The sequence below is a fragment of the Dyella terrae genome (assembly GCF_022394535.1).
Classification (GTDB): domain Bacteria; phylum Pseudomonadota; class Gammaproteobacteria; order Xanthomonadales; family Rhodanobacteraceae; genus Dyella.
Genome location: NZ_CP089414.1, coordinates 561,922 through 584,468 on the forward strand (window position 1 = coordinate 561,922; position 22,547 = coordinate 584,468).

The window sequence follows — 22,547 nt, forward strand, 5'->3', positions numbered from 1 at the left end:
CAAACGTAGGGAGCATCCTGCCAGTCACGTTGCCGGACGATCAACCCGCTTCGAGCAACGCCACCGTGCCCTGGCCGCCATCGGCGCAGATGCTGACAATGCCAAGCGTGCCAGCAGGCATCGCCGCGAGCTCTTTCACCGCCTGACTCAGGATGCGCGCGCCGGTGGCGCCGAATGGATGGCCGATGGCGAGGCTGCCGCCGTTGGGGTTCACGCGATCGCGTGGGAAGGGGCCAAAGTCGCGGTCGACGCCCGCCTTGCGGGTAAGAAACTCACGGCTTTCCAGTGCTGCCATATGGAACAGCACCTGCGCGGCGAACGCCTCGTGGATTTCCCACAGCGCCACGTCGTCGTAGCGCAATCCGTGCCGCGCCAGCAGCTTGGGAATGGCGAACGCGGGAGCCATCAATAGGCCCTCGACACGGAAGTCGACCGCGGCGATTTCCCAATCCACCAGCTTCACGCGCGGCACGTGCGAGGGAATGCGGCCAAGTCCTTTTTCACTGGCGACCCACAGACCAGCTGCGCCGTCAGTCAGTGGCGACGAATTGCCCGCAGTCAGCGTGCCCTGGCCGCTGGTGCGGTCAAAGGCGGGCGGGAGTTTGGCGAGCTTCTCAAGCGAGGAGTCGGCTCGAGCAATGCTGTCGCGTCGGAACTCGCCGACGGGAATGACCAGGTCGTCGAAGAAGCCGTTGTTCCACGCTGCCACCGTGTGCTGGTGACTGGCCAGCGCCAGGGTGTCCTCGTCTTCGCGACGCAGGTGCCAGTCCTTGGCGGTGATCTCGGTGTGCTCGCCCATGCTCAACCCCGTCGTGCGGTTCACGATGCCGGGGATATACAGGCTGACATCGCCCAGCTTCAGCGACAGTGCGTGCGAAACCTTCTCGCCGAGCGAGCGGGCCTTCTGAAACTGGCGGATCCAATCGGACAGGCGCTGCGGCAAGCCCAACTGCACGCGGCTGAGGCTATCCACACCGCCCACCAGGGCGAGCTGCAGGCTGTCATCGTCCAGCATGCCGGCGGCTTCGATCATGCCGATCATGCTGGTGGAGCAGGCCATGATGGTGGAGAAGGCGGGAATGGTGGCCGGAGCACCGGCGTCCATCAGCACTTCGCGCGCGATGTTGCTCCAGGTGAGGTTGGGCACCACCGTGCCCCAGGCGGCGAAATCGGGGCGCTGACCATCGGGCAGACTGGCCAGCATGCGTTGCACCACGGGCACCGATAACGCGATGGCGTCGTAGGAAGCGAGTGCGCCATCCACCTTGGCGAAGGGCGTGCGCAGGCCAGAGGCCAGCCAGACGGGACGACCGTAACGTGATTTCAGCGACATGGATGTGTCCTGACGATGCGGTTGAGGAAATCAGGCGGGGAAGTTTTGCCAGACCGCGCCCTCGGGCGCGCCACGGCCGAGTTTGTCCGGCAGCGGATCAGTGGCGGCTGCGAATTCGAGCGACACAGAATTGATGCAGTAGCGCTGATAGCTCGGCGGCGGACCGTCGTCGAACACGTGACCCTGGTGGCTACCGCAGCGTGCGCAGCGGATCTCCGTGCGCACCATGCCGTAGCTGGCATCGCGCACGTAATTGAGGTGTGTGTCGTCGAAGGGAGTAGTGAAGCTGGGCCAGCCGGTGCGGCTGTCGAACTTCGCACCGGCCAGGAACAGCGGCAGGCCGCACAAGCGGCAGCCATAAACGCCTGCGCGCTTCTCCGTCAGCAGTACGCCACAGAACGGCGACTCGGTGCCGTGGTCCAACAGCACCTTACGCTCATCGGCGGTCAGCGTCGCGGCAAGGGCGTCGAATTGCTGCGGAGTGGGCGGGGACAGGTCGAAGATGGAGCGATGGCTCACAGCGTGATCTCCTCGGCAACGACTCCGGGGCGGAAGCCCGGGAGTCCTCATAGTCGGGGCAATTGCGCCCGCCTCAAGGGGTCAGCGCTGACGCTCGCGAGCTTCTTCCCCTTGCACCGTGAGCACCGACTCGGGTCGAGCCTCCAGTCGCGCCTTCGGTATCGGGTCGCCGCTTTCGTCCGATACCCCATAGGTGCCTTCGTCGATCTTCTCGAGGGCGCGCTGGATGTCGGCTACTCGTTGGTCGTCCACGTCGTGTTGGGCCTGGCGTACTTCTTCCTGCGCCAGGCTCTGCGCCTCGTCTTCGAACTCCTCCGCCTCGTCGCCGTGTTCTTCGGTGAAGGCACGCTTGCGCGCATTGACGTCGAGTTCGCCGCCCAGCACCTGCCGGCGTAGAGCCTCCAGGCGCTTGCGCTGTTGGGCGATGAATTCAGGGGTAAGAGTAGGTTCTGCGGCCATGGGAAGTGACTCCGTAAGAATAGGTATGCCCGGAGCTATCGCACATGGCTCGTTCGCGCGTGGTGAAGGGGTTGCGTGCTGACCCGCCAGGGCGGGTCAGCACGGTACGCTCACCAGCGATAGGCCACCTTGCCGTACACATAGGCGCCATTGAAGCCGAACGGCGAAAACACCGAGTACGGCAGTGTGCCATTGTTGTCGTTGGCTGGGATTACCCGATCGGGGTATGTGTTGAACACATTGTCGCCACCGAGGGTGAAGGTCCAGCGGTCGAGGTTGTAGTTCACCGCAAAATCAAAAATCCATTTCGCGCCGAAGGTCTGGTCCAGCGCAGCGGTGGTGGAGTTATAGGACACAAAGCTGCCATAACGCGTGGCTGTGCCGTTGAAACTCCAGTGGCCAAGGCTGTAGAGCTCGTTGAGGATGAGCTTACTGCGCGGCGTCGTATCGGCCAGCAGGCCGTACTGGTCGCGCCGGTCGATACGCTTGAGGTTCACGCCGAGCTGATTGAGGATGGCCGGATTGGCCTTGATGTCGGTGACCTTGTTCTTGTTGTAGTTGTAACTCAGTGTGCTCTGCAGCGTGCCGGCGTCACCGAAGTCGCTCAGGTAGCTCGTCACCAGATCGATGCCGCGCGTACGTGTGTTTACCGCATTGGTGAAATAGGCGATGCCGCTGTAGTTGCTGGCGGTGACGCCGTTGGCGGCAAGGTAGGACTGCACCGTCGGCGAGGTCGTCGCCAGGTTGCTGGACAGGGTGATGCGGTTGTCGATGGTGATCTGGTAGATGTCCACGCTCAGGTTGAGCGCATCGACCGGGTTCCACACTGCGCCCAGCGTGTAGTTGTGTGATTTCTCCGGCTCCAGCGGTTGGGCGCCGAGCAAGGTGCCGATCTCGCTGTTCACGGGCACCAGGCCGGTATTGTAGATGCCGGCCGGCAGGTGTAGCGAATTGCCCGCACCGTAATAAAGCGAAGACGTGTACGAGTAATGCTGCTGCGCCAATGACGGCGCGCGGAAGCCGGTGGACGCACTGCCGCGCAGGGCGAAGCGATCGGTAAAGTCAAAGCGGCCCGCGAGCGCGCCGGAAGTGGTGTTGCCGAAGTCGCTGTAATCCTCGTGGCGCAGAGACAGCGAAGTGCTGAAGCGATCGGTGAGGTTGGATTCGAGGCTGACATACTCAGCCACGTCGTGGCGGCTGTAGGAGCCCGCATCGGTGGGCTGATAGCCGCCAAAGCCCTGGGCTCCGCCGGAAACGCCCGACCTGCCGGTGTACCACGAGGTCAGGTCGCCCGCATCGATCGCATAGGTCTGGCGCAGGTATTCCGCACCAAACGCCAACGTCACCGGGTTGGGCAGCCAACTGGTCGAGAACTCCTTGGCGATGTCCACATCGAACGACTGCTGCGCCGCCTTGAGGATGCCGTCGTGGAATTCGGTGGGGCTGTAGCCGAAATCATGCAGGAAGGCGCGATTGACGCTGTTCTCCGTGGCGTACGACACACGGTTACCGCCGTAGTTGCCACTGATGTCCCAGCGCCAGCCGCTTTCCGTCTTGCCACGGATGCCCACCACCAGCGATCGATCGGTGGAATCGGCGTGCTCCAGCGGCAGGTAGCCGTTCGGGTAGAGCGACGGCACCGAGTTGCTGTTCGCCAGGTTGCGGAAGAACGCCGGTGAGGTGGTGTCGCGGTCACTGTAGTGGCCGAACGCGTAGAGCTGAACGTTGGGCGTGAGGTCGAACTGCGCATTCACGAACAGGTTGTGGTCTTTCACCGCCGGGTCACCAAAGCGCTGCGTGGTCCCTTCCCAGGGGCGCGTGCGGTTGGGTTGCGAGCGATTGGTGTAATCCTGGTTGCCGTCCTGCAGCGTGAAGCGGATCCAGCCCTTGTCATCGCTCAATGGCAGCGCAAAGTTGGCCGAGCCCTGCCACTGGCGGCCGTCGCCTGCAGAGTATTGGCCACCGCTCAGGTCGACCTCGCCGCCTTGCGCGCCCTTCTTGAGCACGACGTTGATCACGCCGGCGATGGCGTCCGAACCGTATTGCGCGGACGCGCCATCGCGCAGCACCTCGATGTGATCGATGGCACCGATGGGAATGGTGTTGAGGTCCACCGCTTGCGAACCGCGGCCGAGCACACCGTTGGTGAGCAGGATGGCGCCGGGATGCCAGCGCTTGCCATCCACCAGCACCAATACCTGGTCCGGCGACAGGCCGCGCAATTGGGCGGGGCGTTGTGAATCCGCGGTGTCGGATGCCGAAGGCCGCGGGAAGGTCAGTGACGGGATGATGCGGGCGAGTGCCGTGGTCAGTTCCGTGGTGCCGGTCTGTTGCAGTGTCTGCGCCGAGACGACGTCAATCGGTGTGAGCGAGCTGCTCTCCGTCCGGTTGTCCGCACGCGTACCGGTGACAATCACGGTACTGAGCTTCTTCGCGTTGTCGGTGGACGGCGCCGGTGTCGCGTCCTGCGCAGAGGCCTGCGAGAGGATGGAAAGAAGCGCAACGGCGAGGATGCTTGGCGCGGCCTTAAGGCCGACGGCGTTCTTATGCATGTAGTGGGTTCCCCAGTCGAAAGAAGAGCAGTGACGCAATGCAGCAATTGCAGGCTAATAGCGTTCGTAAGTTCTAGTCAACAGCGGTATAGACGTCTAAACATGTCCAATGACTATTGGTTTTCAGCTCATAACCTCAGGGCATGAGCACCTCGGCCGCAGCAGGCCAGTTGGGCGAGTGAGGCGACAGCCAGGGGACAGTTAGAGGGGTGCCTGGCGTTGGGGTGATGGATGTCGCCTGGCGCTAGTCGCTGATTTCAAACGACTTCACGCGACATTGATGCTTGGCTGAACGACCCTATATTGAGCGGATCCCTGGACAGGGTGGATTGATGGACCCCGTCCGGTTGGCAGGTACCTTCATTCAAGGCGGAACCCATGGCACGTAAGAAGTCGCTTCAGCTGTATCGGAACATTGGCATCATTGCGCACATCGATGCCGGTAAGACCACGACGACCGAGCGCATCCTGTACTACACGGGAAAGAAGCATCAGATCGTTGACGTGCATGACACCAAGGACGGCAAGGGTTCCACCACCACCGATTACCTGGAGCAGGAGCGCAAGCGCGGCATCACCATCCAGTCGGCGGCGGTGTCCACCGAGTGGAAGGGTCACCAGATCAACTTGATCGATACGCCAGGCCACGTGGACTTCACCATCGAGGTGAACCGCAGCCTGCGCGTGCTCGATGGCGCAGTCGTCGTGTTTGACGGCGTGGCGGGCGTGGAGCCGCAGACGGAAACCAACTGGCGTCTGGCTGACCAGTACAACGTGCCGCGCGTGTGCTACGTCAACAAGATGGACCGCACGGGCGCCAATTTCGAGCACTGCGTGAAAGGCATTCGCGAGCGCCTCGGCGCCAACGTACTGCTGTGCCAGGTGCCGCTGGGCAGCCATGACGAGTTCATTGGCATGGCCGACCTGGTGGCCGGCGTGGGCTATATCTGGAAGGGTGACGACAAGGACAGCCCCTGGGATACCGTGCCGCTCGATGAGATCGCCGGGCGTGTGACGTTCTCCGAGGCCGGTGACCAGGCCTGGGTCGCCAATCTGGCGAAGCTGCGCCAGGAAACGTTGGAATACGCCTTGGCGATGGATGACGAAGCCTTCGATCGCCTGATCGAAACGGGCGAGTTCGATCCTGAGAAGCTGAAGGAATGCATCCGTAAGGGCTGTGTGTCCGGCAAGCTGGTGCCGGTATTCTGCGGCTCCTCGTACCGCAATAAGGGCGTGCAGCAGTTGCTGGATGGCGTGATCGACTATATGCCGTATCCGGGCGAGAACGGCGGCATTGCGCTGGTTGACGAAGACGGCCACGTGACCGGCGAGCAAGGCGTAGTGGACGAAGCGCCGGCTCGCGTGTTGGCCTTCAAGGTGATCAACGACCAGTTTGGCACGCTTACCTTCTGCCGCGTTTACTCGGGCGTGGTCAGCAAGGGTGACACCTTGCTCAACGTCACGCGTGGCAAGAAGGAACGCATTGGCCGCATCGTGGAGGTGCAGGCGAATGCGACCAAGGAAATCGACGAAGCACGCGCAGGCGATATCGTCGCTTTCGTTTCGCTCAAAGAAACGGAAACCGGCGATTCGCTGTCGGACCCGGCGCATCCTGCGCTGCTCGAACGCATGCGCTTCCCTGATCCGGTCATCAGCGTGTCGGTTGAGCCCAAGACCCGCAACGACGTCGATAAGCTGTCGTCGGCGCTCTACAAGATGGTCAAGGCCGACCCTTCATTGCGGCTGGAGATGGACAAAGAAACCGGGCAGACCGTGCTCAAGGGCATGGGCGAGCTGCACCTGGAAGTGACCATCGACCGCATGCGCACCGAGCTTGGCGTGGACGCGACCATGGGTAAGCCCAAGGTGAGCTTCCGCGAGGCCTTTGGTCGTACGGTCGAACATACCTATACGCACAAGAAGCAATCGGGCGGCTCCGGCCAGTTTGCCGAAGTCACCATGGTGTTCGAGCCGCTGGCGACCGGTGGCGGTGTCGTTTTCTCCGACGAGATCGTCGGCGGCCGCGTGCCGCGCGAATACATCCCGGCGGTGGAGCACGCGGTAGATGTTGAGTCGCGCGAAGGCCAGGTGGCCGGCTACGAAGTGGTGGACTTCAAGGCCCGCCTGATCGACGGCAAGTACCACGACGTCGATTCGTCCGCGCTCGCGTTCGAGATAGCGACGCGCCAGTGTTTCCGCGAGGCCCAGCGGCTGAGCAAGCCCAAGCTGCTTGAGCCGGTGATGCGATTGGAAGTGTCGATGGAGCCCGATTACCTGGGTGACGTTATCGGCGACATCAATCGGCGACGTGGCACGGTGAATGAGCAAGGGCAGCGTGGCACGCAGGCATTCGTGCAGGGCTTTGTGCCGCTGGCGGAAATGTTCGGCTACATCAACTTCCTGCGTTCGGCCACGCGAGGCCGTGGCACGTTCACCATGGAGTTTGACCACTACGAGGAAGTGCCCGCCAATCTGGTGGACACATTGATGGAGAAAGAGGCGAAGTAATGTCTCAACGCTTACGCCGTGAGCCGTTTCGCGCTCACGGCGTGGCGTTCTACGCTGATCGGTAGGCCGCGCGGCAAGGAATGCTCAACAGCCATTCCGTGCCGCGTGGGTGCGCACGCCTCAGCGCCAGTTTGGCGCCCAGTCGCTGCGCGCGTTCGCGCATGCCGACAATGCCCCAGTGTCCGGCTTGTGCGGCGGAGCGCACGATGGCTTCGTCCATGCCGGTGCCATCATCGGTAATGCGTATACGCAACTGGTGCACTTGATGATCCACGTGGACCTCGACGTGTTTCGCCTGCGCGTGGAGAAAGGCATTGCGGATCGCTTCGCGGACGATGTCGATGATTTCGTCGCGTGCGCTGGGTAGCAACCTGCGTGGCTTGCCTTCTGCCGTGAGGCGGAAGGCTACGTGAGGATAGAGCGAGGCCAGATCCTCACCCACGGCGAGAATCGACTGCACCGGCTCATTGTCCTGCGGACCATCGCCGCGCAAGGCGATGATCTTGCCGCGCCCCTCGATCACCATTTGCCGTGCCTGCTCGATGGCGGTATTCAACGCGTCGCCATGGGCCTGGTCGCGCACCGGTCGGGCCATCAGGGCTTGCAATCGCAGTAGCAGGCCTTGCACACCCTGGAGCAGGGTGTCGTGGATTTCGCGCGCGATACGCTCGCGCTCGTTCATGCGTTCCATCAACTGCAGATGCACCCGGTCGGCGGCCAGGCGTGTGCGCCACAGGAAGAATGCGGCGATCAGCGTGACGATAACGACGATGCACAGCGCGTAAAACCAGCGTGCCTGATAGAACCATGGCGCAATGGTCAGGCGGGTTTCGGCGCCCTGCATGTTCCACACGCCATCGTCGTTGGCCGCGATCACGTGGAAGCGATAAGTGCCGGGGGCAAGGTTGGAATAGAACGCATCGCGGCGGTTGCCCGCGTCCTGCCAGCCCGCATCCACGCCATCCAGCCGGTAACGGAAGCGCACGCGATCCGGTATGGCGAGGCTTGCCGCGCTGTACTGCACCTGCAGGTTGGTCGTGCCCTTGGGTAGGTCGATTTGACCGGCTGCAGCGTAGTGCCTGCCGTTGGCGATGACCGATGCGATATCGACGGGCGGCGGCAACAGGTTGCTGCCGAGCTCGTTGGGATCAATCCAGGCCGGGCCCTGGTTGGTCAGGAACCACAGATGCTGAAGGTCATCCACGACAGCCGTCGGAACGACCGCGGCCTGCTTCGCGATGCCCGGCAACCCGTCGCGGTAGTCGAACAAGCGATAGGCCGGCGCGTGATCGGGCTGATCGAAGCTGGTGGCGGCCTCGGCTGCATCAAGGCGCAGGACGCCCTTGCCGGTGTTCAGCCAAATGTCTCCGCTGGACGTGCGTACGATGCCGGTAATGCCGCTGAATGCGTCGTTGTCGGCCACGGACATGGTTGCGATACGGCCATCGCGCCATCGTGCCAGCCCGTGCTCGCCACCAATGAGTACGTCGCCGCTGCCGGCTTTGATCGAGGTGACCGTGCCCACGTGCAGACCGTTGGCGGCCGTGTAGAGCTGGGCGGAGTGATCGTCAAGGCGCACCAGACGATCATCGGCGTAACCGATCCACAACGCGCCGCGGTTGTCGCTGGCAAGCGCCGTGGGCGTATCGTCGATCAATGCTCGCGTCGGAATGACCTGTTGCCACTGTCCCTGCCGGAGTCGATAAAGACCGTGCTCGGCGAGCGCGAGCCAGAGCTGATCCTGGTTGTCGAGCGCGAAGGCATTGACGCGTGTCAGGTCCGACGAAACCGGCCACTCGGTGCTGTCGATGGATTGTCCGTGCAGGCGATAGAGCTTGTTTCGGCCGACCATCCACAGGTCGCCGGCATGGTTGAACTGCATGCCGCTGGTGTCGTGCAAATCGCTGCGCACGACCTTATCGCCGTTGCCGTCGGAACGGTACAGCGTGCCGCCATTGGCAACCCACATCACGCCTGATGCATCGACGGCCATCGCGTAGTCGGCGGCCATGCCGAGCGGAACCTGTCCGGGCACCTGGAAACTGTTGCGATGGAAGCTGGCCAGGCCCATGTTCGTGCCGGCCCAGATCGTGCCTTCGGCATCCTGCAGCAAGGGCACGGCGCGCTCGGAAACGAGTCCGCTGGCCTTGCCGATGACTTCGGCAAGATCCTGTGCGCGCAAGGAGCGGCCCGTGGCCAAGTGCTCCACATCGGCGACGCGATAGATACCGCCGCGATCGACCAGGGTGCCCCACAGGTTGCCGTAGCGATCGAACAGCAGGCGATTGGCCCAGGCAAAGTCCGTGTCACCCGGGCGTTCCGCGGCGGTGACGCTGGGGTGATCGGGCGTAAGGCCGGGCAGGGCGCGGGTGCCATGGTCGTGATCGGACAGCCACAGCGTTCCATCCGGCGCCTGCGCCACGATGCCGTACTTGGCCATGCTCACATGGGTCGGCTGGAAACGATGTTCGCCAGGGCGAAGAAACATCAACGATTCGCCCGTGGTCACCCACAGCGTGCCGTCGCGCGCGGTGATGAGCCAATCGGCGCGATGCGAAGGGTAACCCCAGTCGGCACCTACGGTCCGCCACTGGCTGCCGTCAAAATGGGCAAGGCCACCTTCCGTTGCGGCCCAGACAGTCCCATCGCTCGTCTGCGCAAACGCCAACACCAAGCCGGGCGGGAAGTCCTTGCCGGGCGCGTATTGCCGGAGGTGTCCTGCTTGCAGCTCGCTCACGCCGCCGTAATAAAAGCCGAGCCACAGCGAGCCATCGTGCAAGGAGCCCATCGCGGTGATGTCGTTGGAGCGGAAACGCTCGCCGTCAGCTGGCTGAAAGCGTTCGAAACGAAATCCATCGAAGCGATATAGGCCGCTGCCAGTACCCAGCCAGAGGTAACCACCCTTGCTCTGCGTCATGGCCCAGATATCGGCGGGCGTGCCGGTTTCCGTGGTCCACAACCGGCGGCGAAAGCCTGGTGAATCACTGGCATGGGCGGTGAGCAGCACGCTCGCCGTCAACAGCGCTGCGCCAAGATAGCGCGCAACGTGACGGACGAAGGCCGGCCATCCGAGCATCGTCATAGGTAGTCCGTGTGAGCCTGGCCGGTGATATCCGGCGGCGATGCGTACAGCATATCGCCACGGGACATGCAGCCATAGGTGTTGCGCGGCGAACACAGAATCACCCGATTGGGCATTGCTCAGCATGGTGTCGCGCCAGCTATAGTTCGAGCCGTTACCCCCGGCCGGTCTCCCCGCGCCTGCCGATGAGGTCCGCCCAGTCATACGTCGAGGGACCATATCGTGACAGTTGATGCGACACGCATCCGGGTCCTGATCGCCGACGATCACCCGATCATGCGCGACGGCATCGTCGCGGCGATCGAGAGCGCACCCGACATGGACGTGGTGGGGCAGGCGGCTGACGGCGCGGAAGCCATCGTGCGCTACCGCGAACTGCGTCCGGACGTAGCGCTGGTCGATCTGCAGATGCCGGGCGTGGATGGCCTGCAAGCCATTTCAACGCTGGGCGCCGAGTTTCCGGACGCGCGGATCATCGTGCTGACGTCCTATCCCGGCGATGCCCGCGTGAAGCGCGCGTTGACGTTTGGCGCCAACGCCTATTTGCTGAAGACGGCCACGCGCGATGAAATCCTTGCCGGCATCCGTTCGGTCATGGGTGGGCGGCGCGTGATGGCGGTGGAAGTGGCGGGAGACATCGCCTCCCATGCATGGTCGGAAATGCTGAGTGATCGCGAGCTCAGCGTATTGCGGCTGGTAGCGACGGGCCATACCAACAAGCGTATCGCCGACATTCTTTGCGTCTCCGAAGACACGGTGAAGGCGCGACTGAAGAACATCATGACCAAGCTGGGCGCACTCGACCGCACACATGCGGTGACGTTGGCGCGCAATCGCGGCTTCTTCGACGGCTGATTCCGTCGCCTCCCCTGTAACACGCAAGACACACTTTCCGCGTCACACGCGGCGTGGCTGCGTCTGCGTTTTCTTCCAAGGCATCAACTACCTGATCGGGTAGGCAAGATTTGCCGCGATTGGGATACCTAGTTGGCGCGTAATGGGAAGAATGTCAGTGGGCGGCGAGGGCACTCGCAGGCCCGACAAACCCCACCACTTCCGTCACGCGCGCATGGCTCTACGCAGGATACGGTTCGCCGCAGCCTGATGTGCCGCGCTCGACGGATTCATCGGGAGAGCCCGCGTGTCGATGAGCGATCAACGTCCGGAGATCGACTCCGCCAAGCGCGTCTTTTCTGGCGGCATGGCGACGGCATCGGCTGCACTGGCGCTGCCCGTGATCGGGCGAGCGCGTCTTCCTATCCCTCACATGGAAAAATCAACATGAGCTCGATCACCACCAAAGACGGCACCGAGATCTATTACAAGGATTGGGGGCAGGGGCAGCCCGTCGTGTTCTCGCACGGTTGGCCGCTGTCCGCCGATGCGTGGGATGCGCAGATGTTCTTCCTCAGTTCGCAGGGCTTCCGCACCATCGCGCACGACCGTCGTGGCCATGGCCGCTCCAGTCAGCCCTGGAATGGCAACGACATGGACACCTATGCCGATGACCTCGCCGCACTGATCGAGAAGTTGGACCTGAAGAACATCGTGCTGGTTGGCCATTCGACAGGTGGCGGCGAAGTGGCGCACTACATCGGCCGTCACGGCAACGCGCGTGTCGCCAAGGCGGTGCTGATCGGTGCGGTGCCGCCGATCATGGTCAAGACAGCCAACAATCCCGGTGGCCTGCCCATCGAGGTGTTCGACGACATCCGTGCGAAGACGCTGGCCGATCGTTCGCAGTTCTTCAAGGACTTGTCCGGCCCGTTCTTCGGCGCCAATCATCCGAACTCCAACGCTACCCAGGGCATGCGCGACTCGTTCTGGATGCAGGGCATGATGGGCGGCTTGAAGGGCCTGTATGACTGCATCAAGCAGTTCTCGGAAGTGGATTACACCGACGACCTGAAGAAGATCGAGGTGCCCACGCTGGTGATTCATGGCGACGACGACCAGATCGTGCCGATCGATCACGCAGGCCGTCTGTCCGCCAAGATCGTCAAGCACGCCACGCTCAAGGTTTATCCCGGCGCACCGCATGGCCTGACGGCCACGCACCAGGAGCAGGTCAACAAGGATCTGCTCGAGTTCATCCGTTCCTGACCCTCCCGAGGCGCGCCGGCAGCCTCAGGCCGGCGTGCCCTTTATTCGCACCCTGGAGTACTCCCATGTCCATCACCGCCACGCCGACCCCGGGCAAGCAACTGATCACCCCGACGGACCACACGCTGATCCTGATCGACTTCCAGTCGCAGATGTCGTTTGCCACGCACTCGATCGATCCGACCGTGTTGCGCAACAACGCGGCGCTGGTTGCGAACGCGGCGGCCAGCTTCAAGGTATCGACCATTTTGACCACGGTGGCCGAGAAGACCTTCTCCGGCCCGATGTATAGCGAGATCACCGATCCGTTCCCGGGCCAGGCGCTGCTGGATCGCACGTCCATGAATACCTGGGAAGACGCCGCGGTGATCAAGCGCGTCAATGCGATCGGCAAGAGCCGGCTGGTGCTGGCTGGCCTGTGGACTTCGGTGTGCATTGTCGGCCCGGCACTGTCGGCGCTGGATCAAGGCTTCGAGGTCTATGTGATTGCCGACGCGTGCGGCGACGTATCGGCCGAGGCACACAACCGCGCCATCGAACGAATGATCCAGGCAGGTGCTCGCCCGATGACGTCGCTGCAGTACCTGCTGGAACTCCAGCGCGACTGGGCACGCACCGAAAGCTACGACAGCACCACGGATATCGCCAGGCGCTTCGGCGGTTCCTATGGGCTTGGCATTACCTACGCCAAGAGCATGTTCGGGGCCCACGAAGGCTGATTGCTGGGCGCCTCTGGAGCATGGCCATGAAAATCTACGTGATCTCGCTAGCTGCCGGCGTATTGGTCGGCGTCATCTACGCCCTGTTGCAGGTCCGCTCACCGGCGCCGCCCCTGGTGGCGCTGGTGGGTCTGTTGGGTATTTTGTGCGGAGAGCAGTTGCCTCCGTTGGTGAAAAATATCCTGCATCGTCAGGCCCAGCCGACCGTCTGGCTGCGCGAACAGGTCAAGCCGCATATGTGCGGTGAATTGCCCTCGGCTCATCACGCCGCGCGCAAGAGCGACTCTACGGAGCAGAAGTCATGACCACCGGCGATAACGCACCCGATCTGATTCTTCATGGTGGACGCATCACCACGCTCGATCGCGGACTGCCCGAGGCACAGGCAGTGGCCATCGCCGATGGCCGCTTCGTGTCCGTGGGGCGCGATGCCGAGGTCATGCCGCTGGCGGGGCCGCGCACGCGCGTGATCGACCTCAAGGGTCAGCGCGTTTTGCCGGGCTTAATCGACAATCACCTGCACATCATCCGCGGTGGCCTCAATTACAACCTGGAGTTGCGTTGGGATGGCGTGCGCTCGCTCGCCGACGCCATGGCCATGCTCAAGCAGCAGGTGGCGATTACGCCAGCACCGCAATGGGTGCGCGTGGTGGGTGGCTTTACCGAGCATCAGTTTGCCGAGAAGCGCTTGCCGACCATCGACGAACTCAACGCTGTTGCACCGGATACGCCGGTGTTCCTGCTGCACCTGTACGACCGCGCCATTCTCAATGGTGCAGCCCTGCGTGCGGTGGGCTATACCAAGGACACGCCGGAGTCGCCGGGCGGGCAGATCATGCGCGATGGCGCCGGCAATCCCACTGGCCTGCTGCTGGCCAAGCCGAACGCTGCGATCCTGTATGCGACGTTGGCGAAAGGGCCGAAACTGCCGTTCGACTACCAGCTCAACTCCACGCGCCACTTCATGCGCGAGCTGAATCGCCTTGGCGTCACTGGCGCCATCGATGCGGGTGGCGGCTTCCAGAATTACCCTGACGACTACGCCGTCATCGAGAAACTCGCAGCAGAAAACCAGCTCACCATTCGCCTCGCCTACAACCTGTTCACGCAGAAGCCGAAGCAGGAGAAGGAAGACTTTCTCAACTGGACGAGTAGTTCGAAGTACAAGCAGGGTGACGATTACTTTCGCCACAATGGCGCGGGTGAAATGCTGGTGTTTTCGGCAGCGGACTTCGAGGACTTCCGGCAGCCACGCCCGGACATGCCGCCGCAGATGGAAGGCGAGCTGGAAGAGGTCGTGCGTGTGCTGGCCGAAAACCGTTGGCCCTGGCGCATGCATGCCACCTATGACGAAACGATCAGCCGCTCGTTGGACGTGTTCGAGAAGGTCAATCGCGACATCCCGCTGCAGGGGCTCAACTGGTTCTTCGACCACGCGGAAACCATTTCCGAGCGCTCCATCGACCGCATCGCCGCGCTAGGTGGCGGCGTGGCCGTGCAGCATCGCATGGCGTATCAGGGCGAGTATTTCGTCGAGCGTTATGGCCCAGCCGCCGCGCAGACGACGCCGCCGGTGAAGCGCATGTTGGAAAAGGGTTTGCGCACCTCGGCGGGCACCGATGCAACGCGTGTGGCGTCGTACAACCCGTGGGTGTCGCTGTCTTGGCTGGTGACCGGAAAAACGGTTGGCGGGCTGAGCTTGTATCCGCGTAGCAACTGTCTTGATCGCGAGACGGCGCTGCGCATGTGGACCGAGAACGTCACGTGGTTCTCCAATGAGGAGGGTAAGAAGGGCCAGATTAAAGCGGGGCAGCTCGCTGACCTGATCGTGCCCGATCGCGACTTCTTTGCTTGCCCCGAAGCGGATATCGCCGACACCACCTCGGTGCTGACCATCGTCGGTGGCCGCGTGGTGTACGGCAGCGGCGGTTTCTCCTCGTTCGAGGATGTGACCGTGCCGCCGGCGATGCCCGAGTGGTCGCCGGTGCGGACCTATGGCGGATACGGTGCCTGGGCGCAGCAGCGAGATGCGACGCCGGCTGTATCTGTCGCAACCTGCGCCTGCAATCACGGATGCTCGGTGCATGGCCACGATCACGTCGGTGCGTGGTCGAGTCGTTTGCCGGTATCGGACCTCAAGTCGTTCTGGGGCGCACTGGGTTGCGCGTGCTGGGCGGTGTGACCATGGCCACCGCGACATCCTCATCGAAAGGTTGGCGGGAGCGCTTTGCCTCGCCGCTGGTGCACTGGCTGGCCTTGCTCGGCCTATGCGCGGCTTACCTGCAGGGTGGGTTACAGAAAGCATGGATATCCCGGCGGCCATCGCCGAAACGGCCCACTTCGGAATGTCGCCAGCGGGGCCGGTGACGTTCGCGGTGATCGTGCTGGAACTTGGCGCGTCGCTGGCCATTCTCAGCGGACGTGGGCGTTGGGTGGGGGCATTGCTGCTCGCGGCCTTCACGTTGGCTGCAACCTTCATGGCCAATCGTTTCTGGGCGGTGCCCGTCGCGGAGCGATTTGGCGTGACGAACGCTTTTTTTGAACACCTCGGCTTGGTCGGTGGCTTCCTGCTGGTGGCATGGCATGACTTGCGCGACCGGGCGACACCTTCTTCATCCGCTGGTTACTGATCATCCAAGGGAGTTTCTCCATGCGCACGTATTCAAAGCTTCTCGCTCTCGCCCTTGGCTTCAGTGCGGCCGGGGTCGCATCGTTGCCCGTTTTTGCCAAGGAAGCGCCGGCCACGCCGATGGTGGCGGTGGGGTCGCAGTACGACACCACGCACGTTTACGTTGCTCCGGCAGATGTGGATCGCTTCGTGGAGAGCTTCCTCGCCACGTTCGGTGGTCAGAGCACTAAGCAAGGCATTGCAACGGTGACGCCCACGCCCAGCAGCACCAGCACCCAGTTGTTGCAAACGCCGGTAGGCACGGTGTCGCTGTTCGGCTTCCGCACGCCGATCCCGCATCCGTTCGGCGATGAACGCACGGGTTATCTGGTGACCGACATCGACGTGGCGGTCAAGGCGGCCCGTGCGGCCGGCGCGGATGTCATCGTACAGACCTTTCCCGACCCGATCGGTCGCGACGTGGTCATCCAGTGGCCGGGCGGCGTGAATATGCAGCTCTACTGGCATACCACGCCGCCGAACTACGCGCCGTTCCAGACTGTCCCGGAAAACCGCGTCTACGTATCGCCGGATCGCGCGGGTGCATTCGTGAAGAGTTTCCTGACGTTCTCGCACGGCAAGGTGGTTGCTGACGATGCCAAGGCGCCCGGCGTGGAAATCGGCCGGAGTGGCGATACGTTCCACCGCATCCGCATCGAGTCCACCTTCGGGAAGATGACGGTGCTCGTCACCGACGGGCACCTGCCGTATCCGTATGGCCATGAGATGACCGGCTATGAAGTGACGAGCCTTTCCGACACGCTGACCAAGGCCAAGGCGCATGGCGTGAAGGTGTTGGTGGAGCCGTATACCAGCGAAGGTCGCGAATCGACGGTGGTGGAATTCCCGGGTGGTTACGTGGCTGAAATCCACGCTAGCGCCAGCCACTGAAGACCATGAAAGAGGCGGGAAGGGCATTGAGCCCTTCATGTATCGGTGCGGGGGCGATCGTTGCTCCCGCACGCTCCATGGCGGCGGGGATGATGTTCGGCCTGGGTCTTGCGTCGGTCGCGGTCAACGCGCAAGAGGTTAGTGCGGATTCGACACAAGTGACGCCCGTCCAGAATGTGGCCGAGAGACCCGCATTGCGCAGCAATCGCTGGCAGGAGGATTGGTCGGTGCTGGCTGATCCTTCGTTGCGCACGCAATGGGGCGATGCGCTCAAGTATCTGTCGCTGAGTAATAGTGATACGAAGACTTATCTGTCGTTCGGCGTGAATTTGCGTGAGCGAACGGAAATGCAGGACGCCGCCAGCTTCGGCATCGGCCACAACCCGAACAACACCTATCTGTTGCAACGCTTCCAGCTGCACGCCGATCTGCATTTCGCCAGCTATTGGCAGGCGTTCGTGCAGTTTGAGGATGCGCGCACCATGAACAAACAGGTGATCAGCGGTGCCGACCGCAATCCCTGGGATCTGCGGTTGGCCTTCGTCGCTTATGTGCGGACCTTCGCCGGCGGCACCTTCAAGGCGCGCGTGGGTCGCCAGGATTTTGCCTTTGACCTACAGCGCTTCGTGTCGTTGCGCGATGGTCCGAACGTGCGGCAGTCGTTCGATGCGATCTGGGCCGATTGGGAGGGCAGCAAGTGGCGCTTTATCGGCTTTCTCAGTCAGCCTGTGCAATACAACGACGAGCACCCGTTCGACGATATATCCAGCCACCATTTCCGTTTCCACACGCTGCGCGTCGAGCGTCTGCTATGGGGCAAGGACGAGCTTTCGGCTTATTACTCGCTCTACAGTCGGGACAACACGCACTATCTCGACGCGGTGGGCGATGAGCATCGCGACGTGTATGACGTGCGCTTCGCTGGCAACCAATCGGGCGTGGATTGGGATCTGGAAGCCATGGCGCAGCGCGGCCATGTTGGTGCGAAGGATATTGACGCCTGGGGTACCGGCGCGCGGGTCGGTTACACCTGGCCTGTCACCTGGTCACCGCGAATCGGATTACAGATGGATGCAGCCTCGGGGGATCGTCATCCGGGTGATGGCACGGTGGGTACGTTCAATCCCCTGTTTCCCAATGGCTATTACTTCACGTTAGCGGCCTATACCGGTTACACCAATCTGCGGCACGTCAAACCCAGTGTGACCATCAAGCCGGTGAGCCGACTCACACTGATGGCTGCAGTGGGATTTCAATGGCGCGAATCCACTGCCGATGCCATCTACGTGCAGCCGAATATTCCGCTGCCCGGCACGGCTGGACAGGGAAGCAAATGGACCGGTGCGTACGGCCAGGTGCGCGCGGACTACGCCTTCAACGCCAACTTCACCGGTGCGGTAGAGGCTGTGCATTATGACGTGGGGCGTGCGATACGCATGGCCGGTGGACGCGACGCCGACTACGTCGGCGTCGAAGGGAAGTTCATGTGGTGACGTTACGAAAAAACACACCCGACCCCGGGAGAGGATGAGTGTATGAATGAAAAACCTTTGTTGCCGACCATCCTCAGTGTGATAGCCGGCTATGTCGATACGGCGGGCTTTCTGGCGCTGCACGGTCTGTTCACGGCGCATGTCACGGGCAACTTTGTCACCATCGGGGCGGCGCTGGTGTCGGGAACGTCGGGCATCGTGGCCAAGTTGCTGGCGCTGCCGGTGTTCTGCGTTTTCGTTATCGGTGCGCGACTGCTTCGTTATCGCCTGATCGATGCCGGGCAGCCCGTGGTGCGCTCGCTGCTGTCGATCAAGCTGGCGTTGTTGGTGGCGGCGATGGTGCTGGCCATCTACTACGGGCCCTTCCCGCAGGGTGACAGTTGGGCTGCGACGTTGACCGGCATGACCCTGGTGGGCGCCATGGCCATCCAGAACGCCGTGCACCGCGTGCATTTGGGCAGCTCGCCGCCGTCGACATTGATGACGGGCACTACCACGCAAATCATGCTGGACGTGGCCGATCGCATTCGTGGCGTGCCTGCGGCGCAGCAGGCCGCCCTGAATGGTCGGCTCAGGCGCATGAGTTTTGCCGTGCTGGCGTTCGCCATCGGCTGTGCGGCGGGTGCGTTGTTTTATGCCTTTGGCGGCATGTGGTGCTTTGTCGTACCGCCCTTGCTGAGCGTGGCGGCGGTGTTGCGATATGGCGATGCCGATCCCGAGCCAATGCCGACATCGTAATGACATTTGCCGGGCCATACTCAACCGGTCAACCGCGGAGATTCCTCATGGGCAAGACAAGCAAGGCCAAGACAGATACCAGTAGTGCGAAGGTCCGCCAAAAGGCGCCCCTCAATACGCCATCGGCGCTGGGTGAAAAGGCTACGCGCGATATCTCGGCAGAGCTGAATGCGCTGCTGGCTGATGTCCTGGCTGTGTACCTGAAGACCAAGAACTTCCATTGGCACATGTCCGGGCCGTATTTCCGCGACTATCACCTACTGCTCGACGAGCAGTCGGACCAGATCTATGCCACGGTGGACCCTATTGCCGAGCGCGTGCGCAAGCTGGGCGGCACCACGCTGCGTTCGCTCGGGCACGCCAAGCGACTGGCTCGCCTGTCCGACAACGACGCGGACTTCGTGACGCCGGACGACATGCTGGCCGAGCTGCGCGAAGACAATCAGCGCCTGGCCGGTTACATGCGCGCCACGCATGAGCTCTGCGACGAGTACCGCGACGTCGCCACGGCCAGCTTGCTAGAGAACTGGATCGACGAGGCCGAGCGCCGCGTGTGGTTCCTGTTCGAGACCAGCCGTCACTCCTGATGGCATTGTCCGCGACCGGCAACGGTCGCGGCCAACTCTGTTGTTGCAGTTTCCTGCTGAGCTGGATCGCTCAGGCGATGCCGCGCCAGCGCGCGACCATGCCGACCCCTTTGGTGACAGCGCTCGATAGCAGGCGCAGGTCGAGCGGCATGTCCGGGCGATAGACGTCCAATAGCAAGGCGATGCGCGTTTGCTCGCAGCGGTTCCACACCTCGTGCGGATAAGTGTCGTCCCACAACAGCTGCTCACCACTGCCCATTCGATGTTCTTCGCCAGCCAGCCATAACACGGCGGCGGGAAGTCCGTCCTCGGCAAGTGGGGCTTCCAGGTTGAGCTGATAGCGCAGGATTCCCCGGAACGGCCCGCTGTGACGCGGTATGTGCTTGTGCGGGGCAAGGAAGGAGAGCGTGGCCGACAGTACGCCGGGGCAGGCGGCCAGCAACTCGGCGAGAAACGGGCAGCGCGCCAGGTTGGCGTGGATGTCCTGCCCGTAGATCTTGAGCAGAAACATGCGCCAGTCACGTCCATCGGTGGCCGAGATCTCGGCCTGGGTTGGCATGATTTCGTGGAAACGCGGAATGGGCTGGGCGCCCTCGAGCACGGCCATCGCCTCGCCGCGGATGACCTCCCATGCGTCGTGAAAGCGGTGGCCGTCGGGGAAGCAGGTGTCGATATCGAGTACGGGTGGCGTATTGATGCGTGCGTCGTAAAGGCGGCGGATGGCCCGCGACGACAGCTCATAGAGCGAATCCATCTTCGGTGTTCCCTCTTTTTTCTTGATGGGCGTACTCGCCCCGGCACCGCGTGGCCACCTTCCCAGTAGCCGACATGTTGCACGGTAGCGACAGAAATCTCCTCGTCACGTGAACGCACGGGGCCCACTTCGGCCGACACGGCCAATAAGCGGATCTACATGAAAAAAATGGTCTTTTTGGCTGTTTTTTCGTGGGATTTTTCTTGTATTTTACGTGACGTCACGTAAAATAGGCGCAAATGAGGAGGGCGCACCATGGTTGACCCACAAGATCCGGGCACGCTTGCCTTGCCCCTGACGTTCAAGCGTTCGCGCGGACGTCCGCGCAAGCCCAATGCCTTGACGCCAGCGGAGCGTGCGCGTCGTTACAGGGCGAGGAAGAAGACGCTATCGATACATGCCGTATCGCTGGCGGTTCACAGCGACGTGGTGCGCGAACGTGACCATGCGTTGTCGCAGGTGAGGCAGTTGCGCGGCGAGCTGGAGCGTTTGCTACAACAGCTGCAGTCATAACGGGTGGCTTGCGCGGCGATCGCTGCGCGCCATGAGCGAATTCGTGACCGCCCAGGTGGCGGTCGTGTGCGTTTGTTTTGCTTCGCTAGAGCAACGGGTCCGGCGGTGTCTGGGCCACCGAACCACGCATGCAGGCCGCCCTAAGCGACATCAGGCCTTGAGTGCGGCCTTCAGTGCTTCAGCTTGCTTGGGGAACCACGGGCCATTGGTTTCCAGCACGCCATCGGCAAGCTTCTTGGCTTCATCGTCGCGATGAAGAGCCTTCAGTGCCTTCACGCGCTGCAACGCTACGGCGAGGCGGTTGGCGCCATAAGCCTTGTTGGCGGCCTGTGCGAGATAAGGCAATGCATCGGCAGGCTTGCCCGTATCCACCAGGCTGCGGCCGTAACGGTACGCATAGACGTAGTCGTCCGGATAGGCGGCGATCAGCTTGCGTTGATAGTCATCCAGCTCTGCGGTGCGCTTGGCGCGTGTCAGGTAGATGCGCAGGTTGTCGGCGAGATTGCGATCGCTGGCGAGGTTGCTGCCAAGGCGCTGGCGTGTCTGCGTGATGGCGCGATCAAGAAGGGCCGTGGCAGCAGCCTGATCGCCAAGCGTTTCGTCCAATTCAGCGCTGGTCAGCACGGCGCTGCGCTGGTCAGCGCAGGCGGGTTTGGCAACGAGCACCTGTGTACTGACGTAAGTGTCGAGCGGTTTGCGCTGCGTGGCGAGCAGGGCCTTGCGTTCGGCGGCAGGCAATTTGTCGGTGGCATCGAGCAGATTGTCGAGTACGTACGGGCGCTGACAGCCGATGTCCTGCGCCAGCACTTTCTGTGCACTGGCGATTACTGCAGTGTTGTCCTTGGCTGCGAGAGCCTTGATCAGCGTGAGTTGATCAAGCGCCACGACAGTGCGGCTGTTCTTGCGGGCATTCTGTTGCCGCGCTGTGGGTAAGGCTGCAAACCAGTCCAGGCCCTCATTGCCCTCGGAGCGCGCCTGATACGCCTCGAGCACGCTGGCGATATCGTCGTCGCTACCCTTGAGTGCTTTCTGCTTCAGGCCATCCAGCGTGTTGCCCGTGGCGAGGATGGCGTTGACCTTCGGATAGAACTTTTCGCGCGGCTGCTCCGCCGAGATACGGCCGAGCTCATTGCCGTGCTCGTCCAGCACCACGTAACTGGGCAGGAAGGATGCATTGAGTTTCTTCATCCAAGTCTGGCCATCCGGCGAATCGGCGTCGGCCTCGACCACGATGGCCTTGCGTTGCACAGCGTCCCATTCCGGGCCGTTCAGCACGTGGCTGGCCATGTAGTAGCACGAGTAGCACCACACCGCCTGGAAATCGACCAGCACTGGGCGATGTTGCTCGGCAGACACCTTCAGGGCTTCGTCGATGGTGAGTGGCGCCTTGGCATCTGCTGCGTGCACGCCGACGCTGGGGAGCATGGCGAGTAGCAAGGAGGCAAGCAGCGGATTCTTCATGCGGCGGTGGGTCTGAGGCATGACGTCGGCTCTCTGTTTCATGGGCGGGATGTTGGTACTGCCGCCGCACGCTTCCATTGCGCCGTGCGGGAGTCGACGACTTTCGCGTCGGCGGCAGCGTTCGGAGAAAGGGTCCCTGCCGGGAGCGGGGCGTTCCGGCGCCTCGA

20 protein-coding genes are annotated in these 22,547 nt (G+C 62.5%); 13 read left to right on the plus strand and 7 right to left on the minus strand.

Annotated elements, in window-relative coordinates; genetic code table 11:
- Nucleotides 1–40: 40 nt before the first annotated feature.
- From DYST_RS02240 to DYST_RS02255, 4 genes are all read right to left on the minus strand, one after another.
- Nucleotides 41–1,333: an acetyl-CoA C-acyltransferase gene (locus DYST_RS02240; protein WP_239949714.1), complete on the minus strand. Its 1,293-nt coding sequence runs from the start codon at nucleotides 1,331–1,333 to the stop codon at nucleotides 41–43.
- A gap of 30 nt (nucleotides 1,334–1,363) precedes the next feature.
- Nucleotides 1,364–1,852, minus strand: coding sequence for a peptide-methionine (R)-S-oxide reductase MsrB (gene msrB, locus DYST_RS02245; RefSeq protein WP_239949715.1), 489 nt, complete (start codon nucleotides 1,850–1,852; stop codon nucleotides 1,364–1,366).
- Between the two features lie 81 nt (nucleotides 1,853–1,933).
- A complete protein-coding gene (locus DYST_RS02250; protein ID WP_239949717.1) occupies nucleotides 1,934–2,311 on the minus strand; it encodes a TraR/DksA family transcriptional regulator in 378 nt (125 codons plus the stop codon).
- A gap of 110 nt (nucleotides 2,312–2,421) precedes the next feature.
- Entirely contained in the window at nucleotides 2,422–4,863 is a 2,442-nt protein-coding gene (locus tag DYST_RS02255) for a TonB-dependent receptor plug domain-containing protein (RefSeq protein WP_239949719.1), read from the minus strand.
- A 378-nt stretch (nucleotides 4,864–5,241) separates the two neighbouring features.
- Here DYST_RS02255 and fusA point away from each other — a divergent pair, with 378 nt between their 5' ends.
- Nucleotides 5,242–7,371: an elongation factor G gene (gene fusA / locus DYST_RS02260; protein ID WP_102304657.1), complete on the plus strand. Its 2,130-nt coding sequence runs from the start codon at nucleotides 5,242–5,244 to the stop codon at nucleotides 7,369–7,371.
- Between the two features lie 49 nt (nucleotides 7,372–7,420).
- On the opposite strand, the gene DYST_RS02265 is transcribed toward fusA, so the two are convergent.
- Entirely contained in the window at nucleotides 7,421–10,453 is a 3,033-nt protein-coding gene (locus tag DYST_RS02265) for a sensor histidine kinase (protein ID WP_239949721.1), read from the minus strand.
- Nucleotides 10,454–10,675: 222 nt separating this feature from the next.
- Here DYST_RS02265 and DYST_RS02270 point away from each other — a divergent pair, with 222 nt between their 5' ends.
- The 11 genes from DYST_RS02270 (at nucleotide 10,676) to DYST_RS02320 (ending at nucleotide 19,652) form a co-directional block, all read left to right on the plus strand.
- Nucleotides 10,676–11,308: a response regulator transcription factor gene (locus DYST_RS02270; RefSeq protein ID WP_275666917.1), complete on the plus strand. Its 633-nt coding sequence runs from the start codon at nucleotides 10,676–10,678 to the stop codon at nucleotides 11,306–11,308.
- A 286-nt stretch (nucleotides 11,309–11,594) separates the two neighbouring features.
- On the plus strand, nucleotides 11,595–11,738 hold the full coding sequence (locus tag DYST_RS02275) for a hypothetical protein (RefSeq protein ID WP_239949724.1): 144 nt from the start codon (nucleotides 11,595–11,597) through the stop codon (nucleotides 11,736–11,738).
- On the plus strand, nucleotides 11,735–12,556 hold the full coding sequence (locus tag DYST_RS02280) for an alpha/beta fold hydrolase (RefSeq protein ID WP_239949726.1): 822 nt from the start codon (nucleotides 11,735–11,737) through the stop codon (nucleotides 12,554–12,556). Before DYST_RS02275 ends, DYST_RS02280 begins: the two co-directional genes overlap by 4 nt.
- A 65-nt stretch (nucleotides 12,557–12,621) precedes the next feature.
- Nucleotides 12,622–13,275 carry a hydrolase gene (locus DYST_RS02285; protein WP_102304653.1) on the plus strand — a complete coding sequence of 218 codons (654 nt, stop codon included), beginning with the start codon at nucleotides 12,622–12,624 and terminating at the stop codon, nucleotides 13,273–13,275.
- 26 nt (nucleotides 13,276–13,301) lie between these two features.
- The gene (locus DYST_RS02290; RefSeq protein ID WP_239949727.1) at nucleotides 13,302–13,580 is read left to right on the plus strand and encodes a XapX domain-containing protein; all 279 of its coding nucleotides are present in this window, start codon (nucleotides 13,302–13,304) and stop codon (nucleotides 13,578–13,580) included.
- The gene (locus DYST_RS02295) at nucleotides 13,577–15,457 is read left to right on the plus strand and encodes an amidohydrolase (protein WP_239949729.1); all 1,881 of its coding nucleotides are present in this window, start codon (nucleotides 13,577–13,579) and stop codon (nucleotides 15,455–15,457) included. The genes DYST_RS02290 and DYST_RS02295 overlap by 4 nt, the downstream gene beginning before the upstream one ends.
- Nucleotides 15,360–15,905, plus strand: a complete 546-nt coding sequence (locus DYST_RS02300; protein ID WP_239949731.1) for a DoxX family membrane protein — start codon at nucleotides 15,360–15,362, stop codon at nucleotides 15,903–15,905. The genes DYST_RS02295 and DYST_RS02300 overlap by 98 nt, the downstream gene beginning before the upstream one ends.
- A 20-nt stretch (nucleotides 15,906–15,925) precedes the next feature.
- Complete coding sequence (locus DYST_RS02305; protein ID WP_239949733.1) at nucleotides 15,926–16,834, plus strand: glyoxalase; 909 nt, start codon at nucleotides 15,926–15,928, stop codon at nucleotides 16,832–16,834.
- A 26-nt stretch (nucleotides 16,835–16,860) separates the two neighbouring features.
- The gene (locus tag DYST_RS02310) at nucleotides 16,861–18,327 is read left to right on the plus strand and encodes an alginate export family protein (RefSeq protein WP_239949735.1); all 1,467 of its coding nucleotides are present in this window, start codon (nucleotides 16,861–16,863) and stop codon (nucleotides 18,325–18,327) included.
- 42 nt (nucleotides 18,328–18,369) lie between these two features.
- The gene (locus tag DYST_RS02315; RefSeq protein ID WP_102304649.1) at nucleotides 18,370–19,065 is read left to right on the plus strand and encodes a YoaK family protein; all 696 of its coding nucleotides are present in this window, start codon (nucleotides 18,370–18,372) and stop codon (nucleotides 19,063–19,065) included.
- A 47-nt stretch (nucleotides 19,066–19,112) separates the two neighbouring features.
- The gene (locus DYST_RS02320) at nucleotides 19,113–19,652 is read left to right on the plus strand and encodes a Dps family protein (RefSeq protein ID WP_102304648.1); all 540 of its coding nucleotides are present in this window, start codon (nucleotides 19,113–19,115) and stop codon (nucleotides 19,650–19,652) included.
- A 70-nt stretch (nucleotides 19,653–19,722) separates the two neighbouring features.
- On the opposite strand, the gene DYST_RS02325 is transcribed toward DYST_RS02320, so the two are convergent.
- The gene (locus tag DYST_RS02325; protein WP_239949737.1) at nucleotides 19,723–20,406 is read right to left on the minus strand and encodes an aspartyl/asparaginyl beta-hydroxylase domain-containing protein; all 684 of its coding nucleotides are present in this window, start codon (nucleotides 20,404–20,406) and stop codon (nucleotides 19,723–19,725) included.
- A 255-nt stretch (nucleotides 20,407–20,661) separates the two neighbouring features.
- Here DYST_RS02325 and DYST_RS02330 point away from each other — a divergent pair, with 255 nt between their 5' ends.
- Nucleotides 20,662–20,919 (plus strand): hypothetical protein, encoded by a 258-nt coding sequence (locus tag DYST_RS02330; protein WP_102304646.1) that lies wholly within the window; start codon nucleotides 20,662–20,664, stop codon nucleotides 20,917–20,919.
- A gap of 150 nt (nucleotides 20,920–21,069) precedes the next feature.
- Here the strand turns inward: DYST_RS02330 and DYST_RS02335 are convergent, their stop codons facing one another.
- On the minus strand, nucleotides 21,070–22,401 hold the full coding sequence (locus DYST_RS02335) for a thioredoxin family protein (RefSeq protein WP_239949739.1): 1,332 nt from the start codon (nucleotides 22,399–22,401) through the stop codon (nucleotides 21,070–21,072).
- Nucleotides 22,402–22,547 lie beyond the last annotated feature (146 nt).

What these genes read in the sequence shown, in the direction of transcription:
- DYST_RS02240 (WP_239949714.1), bottom strand. Translation starts at nt 1,333, where the DNA reads ATGTCGCTGAAATCACGTTACGGTCGTCCCGTCTGGCTGGCCTCTGGC.
- DYST_RS02250 (WP_239949717.1), bottom strand. Translation starts at nt 2,311, where the DNA reads ATGGCCGCAGAACCTACTCTTACCCCTGAATTCATCGCCCAACAGCGC.
- DYST_RS02255 (WP_239949719.1), bottom strand. Translation starts at nt 4,863, where the DNA reads ATGCATAAGAACGCCGTCGGCCTTAAGGCCGCGCCAAGCATCCTCGCC.
- fusA (WP_102304657.1), top strand. Translation starts at nt 5,242, where the DNA reads ATGGCACGTAAGAAGTCGCTTCAGCTGTATCGGAACATTGGCATCATT.
- DYST_RS02265 (WP_239949721.1), bottom strand. Translation starts at nt 10,453, where the DNA reads ATGACGATGCTCGGATGGCCGGCCTTCGTCCGTCACGTTGCGCGCTAT.
- DYST_RS02280 (WP_239949726.1), top strand. Translation starts at nt 11,735, where the DNA reads ATGAGCTCGATCACCACCAAAGACGGCACCGAGATCTATTACAAGGAT.
- DYST_RS02285 (WP_102304653.1), top strand. Translation starts at nt 12,622, where the DNA reads ATGTCCATCACCGCCACGCCGACCCCGGGCAAGCAACTGATCACCCCG.
- DYST_RS02290 (WP_239949727.1), top strand. Translation starts at nt 13,302, where the DNA reads ATGAAAATCTACGTGATCTCGCTAGCTGCCGGCGTATTGGTCGGCGTC.
- DYST_RS02295 (WP_239949729.1), top strand. Translation starts at nt 13,577, where the DNA reads ATGACCACCGGCGATAACGCACCCGATCTGATTCTTCATGGTGGACGC.
- DYST_RS02300 (WP_239949731.1), top strand. Translation starts at nt 15,360, where the DNA reads ATGGCCACGATCACGTCGGTGCGTGGTCGAGTCGTTTGCCGGTATCGG.
- DYST_RS02305 (WP_239949733.1), top strand. Translation starts at nt 15,926, where the DNA reads ATGCGCACGTATTCAAAGCTTCTCGCTCTCGCCCTTGGCTTCAGTGCG.
- DYST_RS02315 (WP_102304649.1), top strand. Translation starts at nt 18,370, where the DNA reads ATGAATGAAAAACCTTTGTTGCCGACCATCCTCAGTGTGATAGCCGGC.
- DYST_RS02320 (WP_102304648.1), top strand. Translation starts at nt 19,113, where the DNA reads ATGGGCAAGACAAGCAAGGCCAAGACAGATACCAGTAGTGCGAAGGTC.
- DYST_RS02325 (WP_239949737.1), bottom strand. Translation starts at nt 20,406, where the DNA reads ATGGATTCGCTCTATGAGCTGTCGTCGCGGGCCATCCGCCGCCTTTAC.
- DYST_RS02330 (WP_102304646.1), top strand. Translation starts at nt 20,662, where the DNA reads ATGGTTGACCCACAAGATCCGGGCACGCTTGCCTTGCCCCTGACGTTC.
- DYST_RS02335 (WP_239949739.1), bottom strand. Translation starts at nt 22,401, where the DNA reads ATGCCTCAGACCCACCGCCGCATGAAGAATCCGCTGCTTGCCTCCTTG.